Consider the following 18377-nt stretch of genomic DNA (forward strand, 5'->3'; position numbering starts at 1 on the left):
TTAATAGTATTAAAAAAACCTAGTTGAAAATAGAGGTATTGGGAGTTATATGTAATTTATGAAAACCGTATAAAATGAATGAATTGAAAATTGAACCATATTATAATCAACCTAATGAAAATTCCTTCTTATACAGATATTTAACAATTGACAAACTATTAGACTTACTATTGAGTGAAAGAATTTCTCTTGTTAGACTTAATCTGTTTGATGATAAATTAGAAGGTAGTTCTTTAAAACATTTGCGCTTAAATCATTTTAGTGAACTCGCTAAAAAAGATATGCAAAAACAAGGTGGAACTTTTGCTAGTATTTCTCTAACGGTTAATCCAACAGAAAGGAATAAACGAAGTCGACAAAGAGAACTTTTTCAAGACACGAACTACGCAAGTTGTTGGTATATTGATAATTATGAGTCTGTTGCAATGTGGCAATTATATTCAAAACCTGATAGTGTCGCTATAAAAATTCCTTATAAGGTTTTAAATAAAGAATTATTGGAGGGGAATTTTGAAATTAATGGTAAATATGAAAAATTAAAATTCGGTGCCATTTCTTATCATAGATTTAAAAATATAGCTAACGTTGAAAAGAATAATATAGAAACTGACATTCAAGGTTTTATTAAAGATTCAAGTTTTGATCACGAAAGAGAATTTCGAATAATGGTTGAAAATAAAGATTCTGAAAAAAAATATTTAGAGAATCGAGGAGTATTGTTAGACGAAGATGTAGATAAATTAAATAATTTTAATGAAATAAAAGTAAAATATTTAAAATTTAATAATTTCAAGAAACTACCTTTTGAAATTATTTATCATCCAGAATGTCAAGAGTGGCATAAAAAAAATATTGAGAAGATAATTAGTCAATTCAATATAAAATTTGAAATTCATGATTCTGAATTAAAGAACACATTTAAGTGAAAACGACTAAACTACAGTGTGTTATGTTTTTTGTTGCTTCGATTTTTCTTCAAAAAAGAGGTTCAGATAACACACGTAATCTCCAAGAACATAAACACATTAGCAATAATTATGAATAAAGCATTATACATAATAACACTGATTCTTTTAGTCAGTTCTTGTAAAAAAGAAAAAAGAACGATTGAGCAAATTGATTTTACAACAGAATATAAATTTTCTAATGAAATAGACGCTAAAGTAGCAAAAGACACTATAGCTTGGAAATATCAAATTTCGGCTTCAGATTTTGCAACAAAAGGAGATTACAAAAATGCTTTAATCCAATGGGATTTGGCAATGGGGACAAAGGATCGAAAATTTACAGAAAATCAAGTAGATTCTATAAATCAAAAATATTCCAAAGTTAAAGCAACTGATTTTATTTTTGAACTTGCAAAGAAAAATCAAGTGATAATTATAAATGAAGCGCATCATAATTCTTATCATCGCGTATTTACAAAATCACTTCTTCAGGGACTATATGATAATGGATATAAAAATTTAGGTTTAGAGGCATTAGGAAATGCAAAATATTTAGATACATTACTTAATAATAGAAAATACCCTATTCTTAAGACAGGTCATTATATTAAAGATCCACAATTTGGGAATTTAGTAAGAGATGCTTTAGAGATTGGATATAATTTATTCGCATATGAAAGTGTAGAGGAGGTAAATGGAAAGCTTAGAGAAATTGAGCAAGCAAAAAATATTGAAAAAGTAATAAATGCGAAGCCGAATGAGAAATTTTTAATTCATTGTGGTTTTGATCATGCTTCAGAAGGAATTCATAGCTATTGGGAGAAAGCGATGGCAGGAAGATTTACAGAATACACAAACATAAATCCTTTAACGATTAATCAAGTGGTTTATAGTGAGAAAAGTAAATGGGAGTTTAATAATCCTTTGTTAAAGGCTTTAAATATAAAAGAATCCTCCGTTTTAATTGATAAAGATAATAATCCGTTTAGATATGAACGTAGAGAAACGTGGACTGATATCGCTATTTTTCATCCGAATACAGAATACATTGATAATAGACCTGGTTGGTTATTTAAAAATGGCAATGAAAATGTTTCAATTGATTTAACAGAGATAAAAATTGAATTTCCTGTGATGGTTTTAGCTTTTAAGAAAGGAGAAAATATAGATGTAGCTGTTCCGGTTGATATAACTGAAATGCATGAAAAAAAGCAAAACTGTAATCTAGGTTTAAAAAAAGGAATTTATGAAATTGTAGTAACAAATGGAAAAGAGTCATTTAAGTTTGAACAAAACGTAAAATAATTAGATTTAACTCGAAGTACAAAAAATACAACTTTCAGAAGCTTAAACACATTAACAATAATTACCAAATGAATTACGCCCTAAAAATAACATCTCTATTATTTATTCTGATATTTATTTCTTGTGGATATCAAAAAACGGAGGAAGATAAACATCCCGAAATTCCAGTTTTCCCAGAGCATACCAACAATAAGATATCTATAAAACAATTCAACACTAATTTAATAGATATTAAGTACAATGAGAAAAATTTATTTGCTAATAATGAAAATGGTTCTTTGATAATTTTAGACAGAAAATTTAATAAAATAAAAGAATTAAACGTCCCTAATAATTACATTAGTAAAGATGGAACTATTTATTTTATGCAACCTAATGAAAAACCTGAGTTAATTGATGTTTATAAAATGTCTATTGAAAATAATTTCAAAAAAGAAAAATTAAAGAATTTAATCATCAATTCTAGAGAACCATTTACAATAAGAGATTCTTTAAATGTAGTTTATAAGCGTAAAATAAACGATAAAGACAATATTAAAATTAAGAGTGATATAGATAGTTTAGTTCACGTTATTTATCAAAAAGAAAATAATTTAACTTCTGATAAATTAAAAAAACTAAAACCAAATCTAGTTTCAATTTATCCATTATCAAATTCAGTAAGTGTTTTAAAATTCAAGGAGAAAGAATTCGCATTATATACAAGATACGATCATACGAGTGAATTTAAAGACGAGTTAGAAAAAACACGCCTTAATGGATTAAAACCTATATGGAATTTAGAAAAAAGTCCAAAATCATTTGATAAAGTTGTTTTAGGGAATTCATTTTCAGGAAATCATTATGTAGGTGGTTATACTTCTTATGGCTACAATTATGTAGCACTTTCATTGCATAACGAAATAACAAAGTTTAAAGCAAAAAATGCAAACAACGGAAATGGTGTAAATATTTTATATGAAAGCAAGGACACAATTATCTTAAAAGATTTTGAAAAAATGTATCATATAACGTTAAAAAAATAACGACTACCAACACTGTTTAAATCTTATTATTGTTTTTATTCATTCAGTAATTTATGCATTCTTTGAAAAAGTGAATTTGAAAACGAGTAAAGTAAAAATTAAAAAACACGAAACACTTCATAAATGAAAAGTCCTATATACTTCCTATTTTTTATAACTTCCTTTCTTGTCTGTCAAACTTCTTTTGGGCAAGAGAACTTCGAAAAAACAAAGATTGTAACCAATGTCTTTAAAGCGCTAAAAAAGCAGAAAGTAAAAATATTTTTAAAGAGTTTGCCTACTAAAGATGAAATTACTTACCTCATTCCGATAGGACACGCTACGCAACCGGACAAAGAGATTCCTGATGTAAATACCATAATTTCAAACTTTAAAACAGATGCCTCTGAAAATTTTAAAAAAGTAATTAAAAAAGGTAATGATTTTGGAATTGAATGGAAAGATATTATTTTACAGAAAGTGCGCTATGATGCCAACCCAGACCCAAGTTTAGAAATAGAGAGAGGAGATATTACTTTGGTATGCAAAAGCAATGATAAAAAATTTCTAATAGTTATAAGGAAAACTTACAAAATACGAGATACTTGGCGATTGATGAATAGGATGAAAATTACATTATTATAGTGAGGGACTATATCATTTATCAACATTAATAATTGTTTTAACTAATTTTTTGAGTCTAATGCGGTTTATATCTTATCAAATATTATAGAGGCGATAGGTTATTATATTTAAACGCAATTTCTTAGAACACAAAGGATCTCAACCACAACTAAATAAAAATGACAGAATTTCCAGTAATAGCTTCAACAATTTCAGCAAAAGAATTGGGTGAGTTTGCAAAAGAAAAATATGGACTACATAAAAACTTCGATTGCAAATTATTTAGAACAGGAATGAATCACACGTATTTCCTTTCAGATAACGAAACAAAGTATGTGTTAAGAGTTTATAGTCATAATTGGAGGTCAAAATCTGAAATTAATGAAGAAATTGAACTTTTAAATTTATTAAGTGAAAATAATTTAGGGGTTTCTTTTCCTATTAAAGATATAAATGGAGATTTTATTCAAGAAATAAAAGCACCAGAAGGAATTAGATATGTAGTTCTTTTTTCGTTTGCAAAAGGGAATAAGGTTAGATTTTTAGATACTGAAACATGTTCATTAATTGGAGAATTAATGGCTAAAATTCATAATCTTACAGCTAACAAAATTATAGATCGAATTTCTTATGATAAAAAATCATTGTTAGAATTACCGTATACATATTTAAAAGAATTCTTTTCGGAAGAATTACCAGAAATGGAATTTATAAAAGGAATTGATGGATTCTTTGAGAAAACCGATTTTGAAAATTGTAAAAAAGGAGTTGTTCATTTAGATATTTGGTACGATAATATGGCGGTGTCTGATGAAGAAAAAATTACTATTTATGATTTTGATTTTTGTGGAAATGGAGAACCAATTTTAGATGTTGGCTATTTTTGTAACCAGTTATTTCATATTGAAACCGATAAGAAAGAGTACGGAATAAAAAAGAAATATTTTTTAGATGGCTACCAAAGTATAAGACAATTATCTGAAAAAGAAATGAAAATGATTCCTAAAGCTGGTTTAGCTGTTTTTGTTTTTTATCTTGGTGTACAAGCAAAAAGGTTTGATTGGTCTAATATCTTTTTATCTGAAAATTATCTAAAAATGTTCTATGTTGGTAGATTAAAATCTTGGATTGAATATAATAACATCGAAAAAAGAACAGCCTAATTTTACTCAAAACACGTTATGTACTACATGTTTTTATATGAAAAATTGCTTAATATTCTAAAAAATGACATTACCTGAAAAAATAAAAGAAGTATCAATATATTCAGAGGTAGAGATTGGTGTATATCCTCCAAATGGATTTCTTCAATTTACAGAAGCAAGTTTAGGAAATGGAGATAATTTTGGTTTCTATTGGGAGTTTGGTAAAGAAAATAAAGAACCTATAATTTGTGAAATGATTCATGATGAAGGAATTATTGTTCCGAGGTTTTCTAATCTTAATAAGTTTTTAGAGTGGTATACGTTAAATGATTATGATTGGGGAGAAGAAGAAATTGAGGATGAGAAATTTGTTTTTAGTTTATTACATAAAGGAAATGAATATTTGAAACAAAATGAACCTAAAAAAGCAATTGAATTTTATAAAGAAAGTACCGAGAGTTTTGGAGAGCTAAGTGAAAACTGGTTTAAATTGGCTTCTCAATATAAAAGAGTTGGGAATGAATTAGAGTTTCAAAAAAGTATAATTAATTCAATTATTTCAAATTGGGCAATTGATTTTCCTTCTCAAAATGCGATAAGAATGTTTAAGAATTTAAACCCCATTGAGGAATTAAAAAACCATCCATTAATTAAAAATAGAAAGAATCTTGAATTTAACTTTGGAGGTCAAAAAGAGAATAAAGACTATTTAGTAATTCGAGAAATCATAGAAGAACTAAACTTAAATGGAGACATTAACAAAGCATTAATAATGGAACAAAATTATGGCTTAAAAATGTATTGGGAAACGTCTTCTTTTCAAGAGAGAAACAATTTTAAACTTGAAGAATGGCAAAAGGAGTTTAAAGAAAAAACGATTAATCGATTAAAAATAAACATTGGGTAATATATCAAAAGGGAAAAAGAGTATTATATCAATTAATAAAAATTAGATAATAAATGAATTCAAGTTTTTTTGATTTAAAGACTTATTTTATTGACGAAAAAGTCAATATTTTTAAGTTTAAAAATTGTTATAAAGTATTTAATGATAAAGGAAATGAGGTTGGTTCTGTAAATCAAACACTAACTTCAGGACAAAAAGCGATTAGATTCATATTAAACAAAACGATGTTACCTTTTCAGCTGGAGATAAAAGATGCATCAGGAAATTTACAAGCATCTATATCTAGAGGTTGGACTTTCTTTATGTCAACAATTCGTATTGATGATGCAAAAGGCAATACTATTGGTAGCATAAAACAAAAATTTAAATTATTAAAACCAACTTTTAAAATTTATAACAAATCCGAAGAACTTGTAGCTGTAATTACTGGAGATATGAAAGCTTGGAACTTTCAAATAAATGATGCTTCTGATAAAGAAATAGGAACCATAACTAAAAAATGGAATGGAGCTTTAAAAGAAGTTTTTACCACAGCAGACAAATATAAAGTAGATTTAAATGCAGGTTTTACTGATGAATCCAATAAAATAGTAATTCTAGCTAGTGCAATAACAATAGATATGGTTTGGAGAGAAAGTAGATAATTTAGTACAGAAATTAAATAAAGACATAAAAAAAAGTCGTTGTAAATACATACAACGACTTTTTTAAACTCTATAATTAAGACTTATTTTTTAGCTTTTGCTAATAAGTTCTTCTGATATTTTCCTTGTACAACATCAACAATAATTAAAATTGCCAATACAAAATAGAAGGTTGTTTTACTCATTGGTACAATTTCTTCTCCAAAAAGTTTAATGTGTGCTAAATGTCCGCCTTCTGTAACTAGCATAATTCCAACTATAAAAAGGATAAACAGACCAAGTACTTCATACATTCTGTTTTTAGATAAGAAAGTAGAAATTCTATCTGCCATTATAAGCATTAATAAACCACTAATTACAATAGCTATTGCCATTACAATAAAAGCTGTTGTAGCGTTCTCTATTTCGCTTGTAAGACCAATTGCAGCTAAAATAGAATCGAAAGAAAAAACTAAGTTCATAATTACAATACTTGTAATAACTGCATTTGCAGATTTAGATTTTTTTTCTGTAGCCATATCATCTACATCCAAACCTTTGGTAGAAATCATGTGCCAAATTTCTTTAATTGCAGTATAGATAATAAAACCACCACCTAAAAGTACAATAATACTATGTCCGTTAAAAGCAAAATGAACAATGTCTTCTATTCCTCCGGATAAAAAAGAAAAAGGTTCTTTAAAAAAGTCGATGATAGAAACCAATACAAAAAGCAATACAATTCTTAATACAATGGCTATTAAAATTCCTACTTTTCTAACTCTTTTTTGATCTGCTTCTGGCGCTTTTTTAGATTCTAACGAAATATAAAGTAGGTTGTCGAATCCTAAAACGGCTTGTAAAAGCACTAACATTAATAAGGTAAAAATAATTCCTAACATTTAATTTTTTTTGATTTGTTAATTTAAGAATTCAAATATATTTAAAAACCCGAACAAATGATTTTTAAAAAGGAAGATATTTTAATAAAATCCTGATACCCACAAAAGCAATTAAAATTGAAGTCGCTTTTTTTAGCTGAATAGGCGTAAAGTAATTATTACTCATTCTGCTTCCTATTTGTCCGCCAATAAAAACAGTAACTAATAAAATTGAAGTTAAGCTCCAATCAATTATAAAATCTGGGTTAGAGTATTGCCCCAATACACCAGCAATAGAATTTACAAGAATAAAAACACTTGCTGTGGCTGCAATTTTTTTAGGAGTGTCCCAATTTGTAAGGTGTAATAAAGGCGCTAAAAAAATACCACCTCCAATACCAACCATTCCGGAAATGAAACCTATAATTCCGCCAAAAAGTCCATTTTTAATCGGTTTAGAATTGTTGTTTTTTTCATCCGAAGAAATTATTCTTTTAGAAATCCACATAGTAATTGCAGCAAAAAGTAATGTAACGCCTAATAATATAAAAAAGAATTGCTGACTTATTTTTAATTTTCCTCCTATAAATGCAAGAGGAACACTAAGTAAAACAACCGGCATTATTTTTTTTAAGTTCAATTTTTTCTGTTGTAGAAAAAAGAATACATTTCCAGAAACAACCACAATATTACACAATAAAGCAGTGGCTCTAATTTGGGTAAAAACGATGCCTGTTAGTGCTAAAATTGCTAAATAACTAGAACCTCCGCCAAAACCAACGGAAGAATAAAGGATTGCAACAGTAAAGAAAAGTAAAATAATATGCCAATAATTGGACAGTAAGTCTATAATCAATTTTTAAATTTAAGGTGTTTTCTAAAACAAAATAAAGGTAAAGTAAAAATCGATTAAAAATTAAGAATGAACAGATTTTTTAAATTGTTGAGGTGTCATCATTTCCATTTTTTTAAACTGTCTGTTAAAATAACTTGTGTTATTAAAACCAGCTTTAAAAGCAATTTCTGCCATTCTAAAATTTCTATATTGTTTAATTAACTTCTTAGAAAATTTAATCTTTTCAGAATTTATATAATCAATAGGAGAAATACCTAAAGTGTTTTTAAATTGTTTGTGAAAGTGAGAACTACTCATGTGTGCTTTTTTTGCCAAAACATCTACACTAATATCTTTGTTGGTTAAGTTTTCTTTTATAAATTTAATAACAGTTCCAATTCTGGTATCGCTAAAAGCATTATTTTCATTAGAAATAATTAAAGACTTTGCTTTGGTTTGTAACAATCTAACAATTAATTCTTGAATCATTAAATCTACCAATACATCTTTAGATTTGTTGTTGTTTGTAAAAGTATACGTTAGCCTTTTTATCAAATGGTTTACATCTGTGTTGTTTATTAAGTGTGAAGAGGTTTCATCTAAATTCCATTGATTGTTTTTGTTTTCTATGGCAACATGCTGATTAAATTTTTCTACAACTTCATTAATCTTAAAAGCATCAATACCTAAAGCCAAACATTGTGTTGGATCATTCTTTGTAGCGATAGGGAAATCGATAATCATTTCTTTATTGGCAGGCATAACTACAGATTCTCCAGGAAAAAAATCAAAGGCTTCAAAGCCATCAATATGCATAATTTTCTTTCCGGTAAGCATGCTTGCTATAATTGGGAATTGAAACGTTAATGATACTTTTTCTGCATAAGTATGGGTTTCAAAAATGTTAAGTTCTGCGTAGTCAGTATTATAAGTGGTTCTATTTTCTACTAAAGTAGTTATTTTTCTGTTTTTTTTGTGAATATCTAATAAGTAGCTCATAAACAGTTGGGTATAATTTAACAGTGTTTTGTTCGGAATAATAGAATTGTTCTACAATATAATAAATATGTTCAATTTATAGTGAATGTAATAAAATAACTTTACATAAATTGATAATGTATTATAATTTAACCGCTAATATTATCAATATACTAATTAATAGTTCTCTTGTATAAAGAGGCTGAACCATATATAAAAACACTAAATTATGAGTTATTCTAAACCTAAGTTTAAAGACAAGTATCACAATTTTATCAACGGAAAATTTGTAGCGCCAATAGGCGGACAGTATTTTGATAATACTTCACCAATAGATAATAGTTTTATAGCACAATATCCACGTTCTCAAAAAGAAGATGTAGAATTGGCTTTAGATGCAGCCAATGCCGCAAAAGAAGCTTGGGGAAATACTTCTGCCACAGAAAGAGCAACAATGCTAAACAAAGTGGCAGATATTATTGAAGCTAATTTAGAGGAGTTTGCTTTGGTAGAAACGTGTGATAACGGAAAACCAATAAGAGAAACTTTAAATGCAGATATTCCTTTAGCAGTAGATCATTGGCGTTACTTTGCAGCTTGTATTCGTTCGGAAGAAGGAGGCGCGTCAGAATTAGATCAGCATACTTTATCATTAACAATTAAAGAACCTTTAGGAGTTGTTGGGCAAATTATTCCTTGGAACTTTCCTTTATTAATGTTGTCTTGGAAATTACCTCCGGCTCTAGTAACTGGTAATTGTGTGGTTTTAAAGCCAGCAGAACAAACACCGTCTTCTGCAACTTTATTAATGGAGAAAATAGCAGATGTTTTTCCGCCAGGAGTTATCAATATTGTTCACGGTTTTGGTCCGGAAGCAGGAAAACCCTTGGCTTCTAGTTCTAAAGTAGATAAAGTAGCTTTTACAGGAGAAACTACAACCGGACAATTAATTATGCAATATGCGTCTAAAAACTTAAATCCGGTAACGATGGAATTAGGTGGTAAATCGCCAAACGTATTTTTTAATTCGGTAATGGATCATGATGATGCGTATTTAGACAAAGCAATTGAAGGTGCTGTTTTATTTGCTTTTAATCAGGGAGAAGTTTGTACAGCTCCGTCAAGAATTTTAGTGCAAGAAGATATTTACGACGCGTTTATGAAACGAGTTGTAGAAAGAACAAATGCTATTGTTCAAGACAATCCGTATAATGTAAATACTATGGTTGGTGCACAGGCATCTAAAGATCAATACGAAAAAATACAATCCTACATAGAAATTGGTAAAGAAGAAGGAGCAAAAGTCTTAACAGGTGGTTCTGCGAATGCATTAGAAGGTAATTTAGCAAATGGATTCTACATTAAGCCAACTATTTTAGAAGGGCATAATAAAATGCGAGTTTTTCAAGAAGAAATTTTTGGACCCGTAGTTTGTGTTACAAAGTTTAAAGACGAAGTAGAAGCTTTAGAAATTGCAAATGATACACTTTATGGTTTAGGAGCTGGCGTTTGGACACGAGATGCGCATCAATTATATCAAATTCCTAGAGCAATAAAAGCCGGTAGAGTTTGGGTAAACTGTTACCATGCGTATCCTGCACATGCACCTTTCGGTGGATATAAAAAATCTGGTTTTGGTAGAGAAAACCACGTAATGATGTTAAATTATTATCGCCAAACTAAAAACATGTTAATCTCTTATGATAAAAATAAATTAGGATTCTTTTAGTAGTTAGTTTTTAATCTTAAAGACTGAATTATTAAATTAATTCAGTCTTTTTTAATACCAATAAATTATGGAAAGAGTAACAATTACAGAAAAGGCGACTAAGATTTTAGCGCTATTAAAAGAGAAACATGGCGAATTAATTTTCCATCAAAGTGGTGGTTGTTGTGATGGTTCTGCACCAATGGTTTTTGAAAAAGGAGACATGTATTTAGATGAAAGTGATATTCTTTTAGGAACTCTAAACGGTGTGAATTTTTATATGAATCAAGATCAATTTGAATATTGGAAACACACACATTTAACAGTTGATATAACGGAAGGTAGAGGTGCTAGTTTTTCTTTAGAAATTCCATTAGGACTTCGTTTTTTTATTCACTCTAGATTATTCACGAAAGAGGAAGCCTCCTTTTTTGGAAATTAACAACAGTATACAGTAGTCTTTAGATTTTCATTTTAATAATATAAGCTTTAAAAATTAGTGTTATTCACTGTTTTAAAGCTTTTTTTATGAGTAATTATTTGTTTTTTAACAAGTTAAATGAGTTTTTATTGCTAAATTACTATATTTATGCTAAATTAATATATATGACTATAGATTTATGTCCAAATTGCAGTTCAGATAGCTACATTAAAAGTGGTATTGTTAACAATAGACAACGTTATAAATGTAAAAAATGCAATTACTTTTTTACGGTAAATAAGATTGGTAAGAAAATAGATGATTATTATGTAAACAAATCTTTACAGCTATATTTAGAAGGATTGACCTATCGAGAGATAGAACGCATCTTAGGAGTCTCTCATGTAAGTATTATGAATTGGGTAAAAAAATACAACATAAAAAGGCCTTATAATTCTAAATATCATTCTACCTATAAAATTTTAAATGCTACAGAACTAGGTGTTTATTTCAGTAATTCAGAAAATATAAAAGGAGCAGGAGTTGTGGTTACAGAGTTAGGTGATAAGTTTATGTTGATTAAATGGGAGCGTTTTAAAGATTAGTATATCTAATTAACAAATAAATATAGTAGTTTTTTGTTAATTAATTGTTTTTCCGAGTTTAGCAGTGCACACAAAATCAATTATTTACTAGCTAAACAACTACATTTATGAAAAACAAAAAATTACTACAACTAGTTTTTTTTCTGTCCTCTTTTCAGTTTCTTGTTGCACAAGGCTCTCCAGACTATAATGGCGGACTAAAAATTAAATTTGATGAGGATGGTAAAAAATATCTTCGTTTAATTTCTTGGGCGCAAGTACAAGCAACTTATAATAATGATGCACCTGCAACTTCCAGTAAAACAAGTTTTAATTTAAGAAGAGCACGTATAATGCTTTTCTCTCAAATTACCGATAAGTTTTTAATCTTAACTCATTTTGGTTTAAACAGTTTAAATGCAGGTACACTTTCACCTACAGGTAAAGGAGATGGTTCTCAACTTTTTTTACACGATGCATGGGTGCAATACAGTTTAAGTAATGAACATGCTATTGGAGCAGGTTTACATTATTTTAACGGTATTTCTAGATTGAATAACCAAAGCACTTTAAATATGATGACGCTCGATAATAATCGTCAGTCTTGGGCTACTATAGGTTTGTCAGATCAATTTGCAAGACATGTTGGTGTTTTTATGAAAGGAAAATTTGGTAAACTACAATATCGAATCGCTATTAATGATGCCATTACAAATGGATTAGATGCTAGACCTGCTCTAAGCGGACAAACAGTCTATGGAGGCGCAAATTTATTAGGAACTAAAGATGCAGGAAAAACTTTTGCAGGATATTTTGAATATAACCTATTAGATCAAGAATCTAACTTTTTACCTTTTAAAGTAGGAACTTATCTTGGAGGAAAAAAAGTGTTTAATATAGGGGCTGGTTTTTTCGTGCATCCTAATGGAACTGTAAAACTAGAAAGTGGTAATCCTGTAGGAGAAGATGTCTCCATTTTTGCTATCGATGCTTTTTATGATACTCCTCTAGGAGATGATGGAAGTGCACTTACTGCCTATGCAACCTATCAATCTAACAACTACGGAGAAAATTATCTATACAGCGCTTACGGTACCGGAAATATGATTTATAGTCATGTAGGTTATGTGTTTGCAGGAGATAAAACTAAAACAAGATTTCAACCTTATCTTTCTTATGGAAGTAATAGTTATGATGCCACTACAAGCAATAGAAATGTTTTAGGTGTAGGTATGAACGCTTTTATGAGTGGGCATAATTCCAAATTAACATTAGAGTATCAACATCAAGATTATGGTACTTCAACAAGTGCTGTAACCTTACAAGCAATGATTTATTTATAAAAACGAAAAACATGAGTGATAAACAAGAAAACGCTTCTGCGTATTGGAAAGAGAATATTAAGTATTTAACAATACTACTTATAATATGGTTTGTAGTGTCCTTCGGGTGCGGAATTTTATTCCGAGAAGCCTTAGATACAATTAGACTTGGAGGTTTTAAACTAGGATTCTGGTTTGCCCAACAAGGATCTATTTATGTGTTCGTAATTCTAATTTTCGTCTACATAAGATTAATGAATAAACTAGATAAAAAATACGGTTTCGACGAGTAATCCTAATCCTTAACTAAATATAAAATAAAAAATTATGAGTGTACAAACTTGGACCTGGATATTAGTAGGGATTTCTTTTACCCTATATTTTGGAATCGCAATTTGGGCTAGAGCAGGCTCTACAAAAGAATTTTATGTGGCTGGTGGAGGTGTTTCTCCTTTAGCAAATGGTATGGCAACCGCTGCCGATTGGATGAGTGCTGCCTCATTTATTAGTATGGCAGGTATTATTTCCTTTGCAGGGTATGATGGCTCTGTTTATCTAATGGGATGGACTGGTGGTTATGTGTTGTTAGCATTATTATTAGCCCCCTATTTACGTAAGTTTGGGAAATTTACAGTACCCGATTTTATTGGAGACAGATATTACTCTAACACCGCAAGAACAGTGGCTGTAATTTGTGCCTTAATTGTGTCTTTTACATATGTAGCAGGACAAATGAGAGGTGTAGGAATTGTTTTTTCTCAATTTTTACAAGTTGATATTGTGTATGGAGTTTTAATTGGTATGACGGTAGTTTTGGTTTTTGCCCTTTTAGGCGGAATGAAAGGAATTACTTATACGCAAGTAGCACAATATTGTGTATTGATTTTTGCTTTTATGGTACCTGCATTTTTTATATCAGTACAAATGACCGGGAATTTAATTCCGCAAATAGGAATGGGAGGCACTGTAGAAGACGGAACTTTTCTATTAGATAAATTAGATACTTTACATACACAATTAGGGTTTAAAGAATATACTTCTGGTTCTAAATCTACTTGGGATGTTTTTGCAATTACGTTAGCCTTAATGGCGGGAACTGCAGGATTACCACATGTTATTGTCCGTTTCTTTACAGTACCTAAAGTAAAAGATGCACGTAAATCTGCAGGGTATGCGTTGCTTTTAATCGCTATTTTATATACTACAGCGCCAGCAATTGCCGTTTTTTCTAGAACTAATTTAATTGAAACAGTAAGTGAAAAAGAATATTCAGATATTCCTGTTTGGTTTAAGAATTGGGAAGATACAGGCTTAATTTCTTGGACGGATAAAAATGGAGATGGTAAAATTCAGTATGTTGCAGGGAATGCATTAGACGGAAAAAAACCAGTGTACACAGAAGATAGAGGCACGTTTGGTGAAAGGTTAATTTCAAACGCAAATTTAGAGGCTAAAAATGAATTGTATGTAGATAGAGATATAATGGTATTGGCAAATCCGGAAATAGCACAATTACCAAACTGGGTAATTGGTTTAGTTGCAGCGGGTGGTTTAGCAGCAGCATTATCTACAGCAGCAGGTTTATTGTTAGTGATTTCAACCTCTGTTTCTCATGATTTAATCAAAAAACAATTAAAACCAGATATTTCAGATAAAGCTGAATTAATGGCTGCAAGAATAGCAATTTTTGTAGCAATTTTAATCGCAGGGTATTTTGGTATAAATCCCCCAGGATTTGTCGCCGCGGTAGTTGCGTTAGCCTTTGGTTTGGCCGCGGCTTCTTTCTTTCCTGCGATCGTTTTAGGTATTTTTGATAAAAAAATGAATAAAGAAGGAGCTATCTCAGGGATGGTAGTTGGAATTGTGTTGATGCTTTTTTACATGATGAAATTTAAATTAGACATGTTTGGTGGAGGTACAGAAGAAGATTGGTGGTTTGGTACGTCTCCAGAAGGTTTTGGTACCATTGCAATGTTTGTGAATGTAGTTATTTCAGTAGTGGTTTCTAGAATGACTGCAGCTCCACCACAAGACGTACAAGAAATGGTAGAAAGTATAAGAATTCCTTCAGGTGCTGGAGAAGCTTCAGGTCATTAAGCGCTATTATTTTAAAAATAAACAAATAAAGGTAAAATCGTTAGTTAGAAATCAGCATTACAACTTGTAATGCTGATTTTTTTATTATTTTTAAGGAATAAAGTAAATCAATGAAAAAAAGACACGAGCAGAAGTTAATTGTATTATCAATTGCATTGTTTTTTATTTTTAATATACCATTTGTCCTAATTTTTAATTTTGAAGGAGCGGTTTATGGTATTCCTACTTTTTATTTTTCCATATTTTCTGCTTGGTTATTATCCATTGTAATTTCATATATCGTTTTAAATCGTCATTATGAATAGTTTTACTTTAATAACCATCATTATTATCTACTTAGCAGTGTTGTTTTACATTGCCTTTTTTGCTGAAAAAAAACGACAAAGCAAATGGGTAAATAATCCTTATGTGTATACTTTGTCTCTTGCAGTATATTGCTCTGCTTGGACGTATTACGGGAGCGTAGGTATTGCAGCTACTTCTGGTATTCACTTTTTGCCTATTTATTTAGGTCCTGTAATTGCTGCTCCTTTATGGATTATTGTACTTCGAAAAATTATTAGAATTTCTAAACAACATAAAATATCTTCCATTGCAGATTTTATTTCTTTACGCTACGGAAACAACCGATTTTTAGGAGCTTTGGTAACTGTTGTATGTCTTTTCGGGACATTGCCTTATATTTCTTTACAATTAAAAGCAGTTTCTGAAACCTTTGAAATCATGTCTGATGAAACAAGTTATGTTTCAACTTCTATATTTGATGATTCTACTTTTTACGTTGCTTTGTTATTAGCCATTTTTGCTGCTTTTTTTGGTACTCAAAATACGGATGCATCAGAAAAACACAAAGGTATTGTTGCTACAGTTGCTTTTGAATCGGTTTTAAAATTGGTTTTTTTCTTTATTGCTGGTGGGTATATTACTTTTTACTTGTTTGATGGTACAACGGATATTTATGATAAAATTTCGAAAGCAGAAAATTTTATAGAACTCACTACTTTAAGTGGATTAGAAGAAGGTTTTAGTTGGTTTTTTATGATTGCTTTATCTTTTATGTCCATCTTTTTATTACCACGTCAGTTTCAAGTTTCGGTGCTAGAAAACAATAGAGAAAAACATTTAAAGAAAGCAATTTGGTTATTTCCATTGTATTTATTGTTGTTTAATATCTTCGTTATTTTTATAGCTTGGGCTGGTAAATTAACGTTTGGTTCTATAGAAAATGCAGAGTACTATTCTTTGCTACTTCCGTTAGAAAATGGAAATTCATTTTTAGCTACGCTTGTTTTTTTAGGTGGTTTTTCTGCAGTTATTTCTATGGTGGTAGTTTCTACGTTGGCATTGTCAACCATGGTAAGTAATAACTTAATTATCCCTTATGGGTTTTTAGATAAATTTATAAAAAACCAACCAGAAAGAAATTCTAAATACATTAAAAATATACGACGTATTTCCATTTTTACCATTATTATTTCTGCCTATTTCTTTTATGTATTATTTTCAAAAGAACTTTCCTTATATTCTATAGGGTTAATCTCTTTTGTAATCATTGCTCAATTAGCACCTTCTTTTTTTATTGGCCTATTCTGGAATCGTGGCTCTTCTAAAGCGGCTATTATCGGAATTATAATAGGGGTTTTTATTGCCTCTTATTCCTTGGTCTTACCTTTTACTTTACAAACGATTACAGGTACGGCTGATTTTATACAATATGGTTTATTTGGTATTACTGCTTTAAAACCAAACGCATTATTTGGTATCGATTTTTTAAGTCCGCCAGCACATGCGTTTTTCTGGAGTCTAACATTTAACTTGATGAGTTATTTAGTCTTTTCATTAGTTTCTAAAGGAAATTATAGAGAACGAAATTATGCAGAGATGTTTGTAGACAGTAAGAGTTTTACCTCACTTCAAGAGAATGCTTTTGTATGGAAAGGAGAGGCTTATGTTTCGGATATTAAAAATGTATTGGTTCGTTTTTTAGGTGATGAACGTGCTACTCGTGCACTTAAAATATTTTTCACCAAATATAAATTACCACCAAATACGCAATTGGGAGATGCACGGTTAATTAATTTTTCAGAAAAATTATTAACAGGAAGCATTGGTTCTGCATCCGCAAAAATATTGATTGCAAGTGTCGTAAAAGAAGAACAAATTAGTTTGGTAGAGGTGTTAAAAATTTTAGAAGAATCTAAAGAACATATTGTAAATAATAAGGTTTTACTAGAAAAGTCAAATGAATTATCTCAATTATCAATTCAATTAAAAGACGCGAATGAAGAGTTGATCAGTAAAGACAAGCAAAAAGACGAATTTTTAGACACCGTTGCGCATGAATTGAAAACACCAATTACAGGGATTCGTGCAGCTACAGAATTGTTGATGGATGAAGAGGATGATATGCCGAAAGAAGTGAAAGCACAATTCTTAAAAAATATTTTACAGGATTCTGAAAGGTTAGGACGTTTAATTCATAATATTCTAGATTTTGAGAAACTAGAAACAGGAAGATTAAATTTAGATTTAGAATATCTAGACATTCAAAAAACAATTACCAAAGCAATTGGAAGTACTACTCAAATTGCCACAAAAAAGGGAGTGAAAATAGTGGTGAAGAATGTACATTCTTTTAAAGTGAATTATGATGAAGATAGGATTTTACAAGTATTAACCAATTTAATCTCTAATTCCATTAAGTTTTGTCAACCAGAAACCGGTAAAATTGAAATAGATTATAAATTAGGAAATGCTGTTGTAGAAATCTCTGTATCTGATAATGGTAAAGGAATTCCAGAGGAAGACCATGAGTTTATTTTTGATAAATTTTATCAATCTAAACATCAAAATACTAGAAAACCACAAGGTAGCGGATTGGGGTTGGCAATTACCAAGCAAATTGTTGATAAACATAATGGTAAAATTTGGGCAAAAAAAGGTGTTAAAAACGGAGCAATATTTGTTTTTACCATCCCTTTTAAGTAAATTGTTCA

General features: G+C 29.7%; 18 protein-coding genes. 15 read left to right on the plus strand and 3 right to left on the minus strand.

What is annotated here, in order from left to right:
- The first annotated feature begins 74 nt into the window (after positions 1 to 74).
- The 7 genes from WHD08_RS18345 (at position 75) to WHD08_RS18375 (ending at position 6576) form a co-directional block, all read left to right on the plus strand.
- Entirely contained in the window at positions 75 to 926 is an 852-nt protein-coding gene (locus tag WHD08_RS18345; protein ID WP_208889768.1) for a DUF2971 domain-containing protein, read from the plus strand.
- Positions 927 to 1037: 111 nt separating this feature from the next.
- A complete protein-coding gene (locus tag WHD08_RS18350) occupies positions 1038 to 2252 on the plus strand; it encodes a hypothetical protein (protein WP_208889767.1) in 1215 nt (404 codons plus the stop codon).
- 68 nt (positions 2253 to 2320) lie between these two features.
- Positions 2321 to 3277, plus strand: coding sequence for a hypothetical protein (locus WHD08_RS18355; protein ID WP_208889766.1), 957 nt, complete (start codon positions 2321 to 2323; stop codon positions 3275 to 3277).
- A 123-nt stretch (positions 3278 to 3400) separates the two neighbouring features.
- Positions 3401 to 3901 (plus strand): hypothetical protein, encoded by a 501-nt coding sequence (locus WHD08_RS18360; protein ID WP_208889765.1) that lies wholly within the window; start codon positions 3401 to 3403, stop codon positions 3899 to 3901.
- A gap of 158 nt (positions 3902 to 4059) precedes the next feature.
- Positions 4060 to 5043, plus strand: a complete 984-nt coding sequence (locus WHD08_RS18365) for a phosphotransferase (protein ID WP_208889764.1) — start codon at positions 4060 to 4062, stop codon at positions 5041 to 5043.
- Positions 5044 to 5107: 64 nt separating this feature from the next.
- Complete coding sequence (locus WHD08_RS18370) at positions 5108 to 5932, plus strand: hypothetical protein (protein WP_208889763.1); 825 nt, start codon at positions 5108 to 5110, stop codon at positions 5930 to 5932.
- 53 nt (positions 5933 to 5985) lie between these two features.
- A complete protein-coding gene (locus WHD08_RS18375) occupies positions 5986 to 6576 on the plus strand; it encodes a phospholipid scramblase-related protein (RefSeq protein WP_208889762.1) in 591 nt (196 codons plus the stop codon).
- An 83-nt stretch (positions 6577 to 6659) separates the two neighbouring features.
- Here the strand turns inward: WHD08_RS18375 and WHD08_RS18380 are convergent, their stop codons facing one another.
- The 3 genes from WHD08_RS18380 to WHD08_RS18390 form a co-directional block, all read right to left on the minus strand.
- Positions 6660 to 7457, minus strand: a complete 798-nt coding sequence (locus WHD08_RS18380) for a TerC family protein (protein WP_165733575.1) — start codon at positions 7455 to 7457, stop codon at positions 6660 to 6662.
- 64 nt (positions 7458 to 7521) lie between these two features.
- Positions 7522 to 8292, minus strand: coding sequence for a sulfite exporter TauE/SafE family protein (locus tag WHD08_RS18385; protein ID WP_208889761.1), 771 nt, complete (start codon positions 8290 to 8292; stop codon positions 7522 to 7524).
- 60 nt (positions 8293 to 8352) lie between these two features.
- Complete coding sequence (locus WHD08_RS18390) at positions 8353 to 9270, minus strand: AraC family transcriptional regulator (RefSeq protein WP_208889760.1); 918 nt, start codon at positions 9268 to 9270, stop codon at positions 8353 to 8355.
- A 208-nt stretch (positions 9271 to 9478) separates the two neighbouring features.
- Here WHD08_RS18390 and WHD08_RS18395 point away from each other — a divergent pair, with 208 nt between their 5' ends.
- From WHD08_RS18395 to WHD08_RS18430, 8 genes are all read left to right on the plus strand, one after another.
- Entirely contained in the window at positions 9479 to 10978 is a 1500-nt protein-coding gene (locus WHD08_RS18395) for an aldehyde dehydrogenase family protein (RefSeq protein ID WP_208889759.1), read from the plus strand.
- A gap of 67 nt (positions 10979 to 11045) precedes the next feature.
- Positions 11046 to 11399, plus strand: a complete 354-nt coding sequence (locus WHD08_RS18400; RefSeq protein WP_208889758.1) for a DUF779 domain-containing protein — start codon at positions 11046 to 11048, stop codon at positions 11397 to 11399.
- Positions 11400 to 11563: 164 nt separating this feature from the next.
- Positions 11564 to 11983 (plus strand): transposase-like zinc-binding domain-containing protein, encoded by a 420-nt coding sequence (locus tag WHD08_RS18405; RefSeq protein WP_165733570.1) that lies wholly within the window; start codon positions 11564 to 11566, stop codon positions 11981 to 11983.
- A 107-nt stretch (positions 11984 to 12090) separates the two neighbouring features.
- Entirely contained in the window at positions 12091 to 13305 is a 1215-nt protein-coding gene (locus WHD08_RS18410) for a hypothetical protein (RefSeq protein WP_208889757.1), read from the plus strand.
- 11 nt (positions 13306 to 13316) lie between these two features.
- Complete coding sequence (locus WHD08_RS18415) at positions 13317 to 13577, plus strand: DUF4212 domain-containing protein (protein WP_165733568.1); 261 nt, start codon at positions 13317 to 13319, stop codon at positions 13575 to 13577.
- Positions 13578 to 13611: 34 nt separating this feature from the next.
- On the plus strand, positions 13612 to 15381 hold the full coding sequence (locus WHD08_RS18420) for a sodium:solute symporter family protein (RefSeq protein WP_165733567.1): 1770 nt from the start codon (positions 13612 to 13614) through the stop codon (positions 15379 to 15381).
- Positions 15382 to 15491: 110 nt separating this feature from the next.
- Positions 15492 to 15686: a hypothetical protein gene (locus WHD08_RS18425; RefSeq protein ID WP_165733566.1), complete on the plus strand. Its 195-nt coding sequence runs from the start codon at positions 15492 to 15494 to the stop codon at positions 15684 to 15686.
- Positions 15679 to 18369 carry a sensor histidine kinase gene (locus WHD08_RS18430; protein WP_165733565.1) on the plus strand — a complete coding sequence of 897 codons (2691 nt, stop codon included), beginning with the start codon at positions 15679 to 15681 and terminating at the stop codon, positions 18367 to 18369. Before WHD08_RS18425 ends, WHD08_RS18430 begins: the two co-directional genes overlap by 8 nt.
- Positions 18370 to 18377 lie beyond the last annotated feature (8 nt).

Origin of the sequence: Polaribacter sejongensis (genome assembly GCF_038024065.1) — a bacterium.
Classification (GTDB): Bacteria; Bacteroidota; Bacteroidia; order Flavobacteriales; family Flavobacteriaceae; genus Polaribacter; species Polaribacter sejongensis.

Excerpts from the sequence above, each read along its gene's own strand:
- WHD08_RS18365 (WP_208889764.1), top strand. The coding sequence starts at position 4,060 with ATGACAGAATTTCCAGTAATAGCTTCAACAATTTCAGCAAAAGAATTG.
- WHD08_RS18415 (WP_165733568.1), top strand. The coding sequence starts at position 13,317 with ATGAGTGATAAACAAGAAAACGCTTCTGCGTATTGGAAAGAGAATATT.
- WHD08_RS18350 (WP_208889767.1), top strand. The coding sequence starts at position 1,038 with ATGAATAAAGCATTATACATAATAACACTGATTCTTTTAGTCAGTTCT.
- WHD08_RS18405 (WP_165733570.1), top strand. The coding sequence starts at position 11,564 with ATGACTATAGATTTATGTCCAAATTGCAGTTCAGATAGCTACATTAAA.
- WHD08_RS18395 (WP_208889759.1), top strand. The coding sequence starts at position 9,479 with ATGAGTTATTCTAAACCTAAGTTTAAAGACAAGTATCACAATTTTATC.
- WHD08_RS18370 (WP_208889763.1), top strand. The coding sequence starts at position 5,108 with ATGACATTACCTGAAAAAATAAAAGAAGTATCAATATATTCAGAGGTA.
- WHD08_RS18425 (WP_165733566.1), top strand. The coding sequence starts at position 15,492 with ATGAAAAAAAGACACGAGCAGAAGTTAATTGTATTATCAATTGCATTG.
- WHD08_RS18375 (WP_208889762.1), top strand. The coding sequence starts at position 5,986 with ATGAATTCAAGTTTTTTTGATTTAAAGACTTATTTTATTGACGAAAAA.
- WHD08_RS18400 (WP_208889758.1), top strand. The coding sequence starts at position 11,046 with ATGGAAAGAGTAACAATTACAGAAAAGGCGACTAAGATTTTAGCGCTA.
- WHD08_RS18420 (WP_165733567.1), top strand. The coding sequence starts at position 13,612 with ATGAGTGTACAAACTTGGACCTGGATATTAGTAGGGATTTCTTTTACC.
- WHD08_RS18410 (WP_208889757.1), top strand. The coding sequence starts at position 12,091 with ATGAAAAACAAAAAATTACTACAACTAGTTTTTTTTCTGTCCTCTTTT.
- WHD08_RS18390 (WP_208889760.1), bottom strand. The coding sequence starts at position 9,270 with ATGAGCTACTTATTAGATATTCACAAAAAAAACAGAAAAATAACTACT.
- WHD08_RS18380 (WP_165733575.1), bottom strand. The coding sequence starts at position 7,457 with ATGTTAGGAATTATTTTTACCTTATTAATGTTAGTGCTTTTACAAGCC.
- WHD08_RS18360 (WP_208889765.1), top strand. The coding sequence starts at position 3,401 with ATGAAAAGTCCTATATACTTCCTATTTTTTATAACTTCCTTTCTTGTC.
- WHD08_RS18355 (WP_208889766.1), top strand. The coding sequence starts at position 2,321 with ATGAATTACGCCCTAAAAATAACATCTCTATTATTTATTCTGATATTT.
- WHD08_RS18345 (WP_208889768.1), top strand. The coding sequence starts at position 75 with ATGAATGAATTGAAAATTGAACCATATTATAATCAACCTAATGAAAAT.
- WHD08_RS18430 (WP_165733565.1), top strand. The coding sequence starts at position 15,679 with ATGAATAGTTTTACTTTAATAACCATCATTATTATCTACTTAGCAGTG.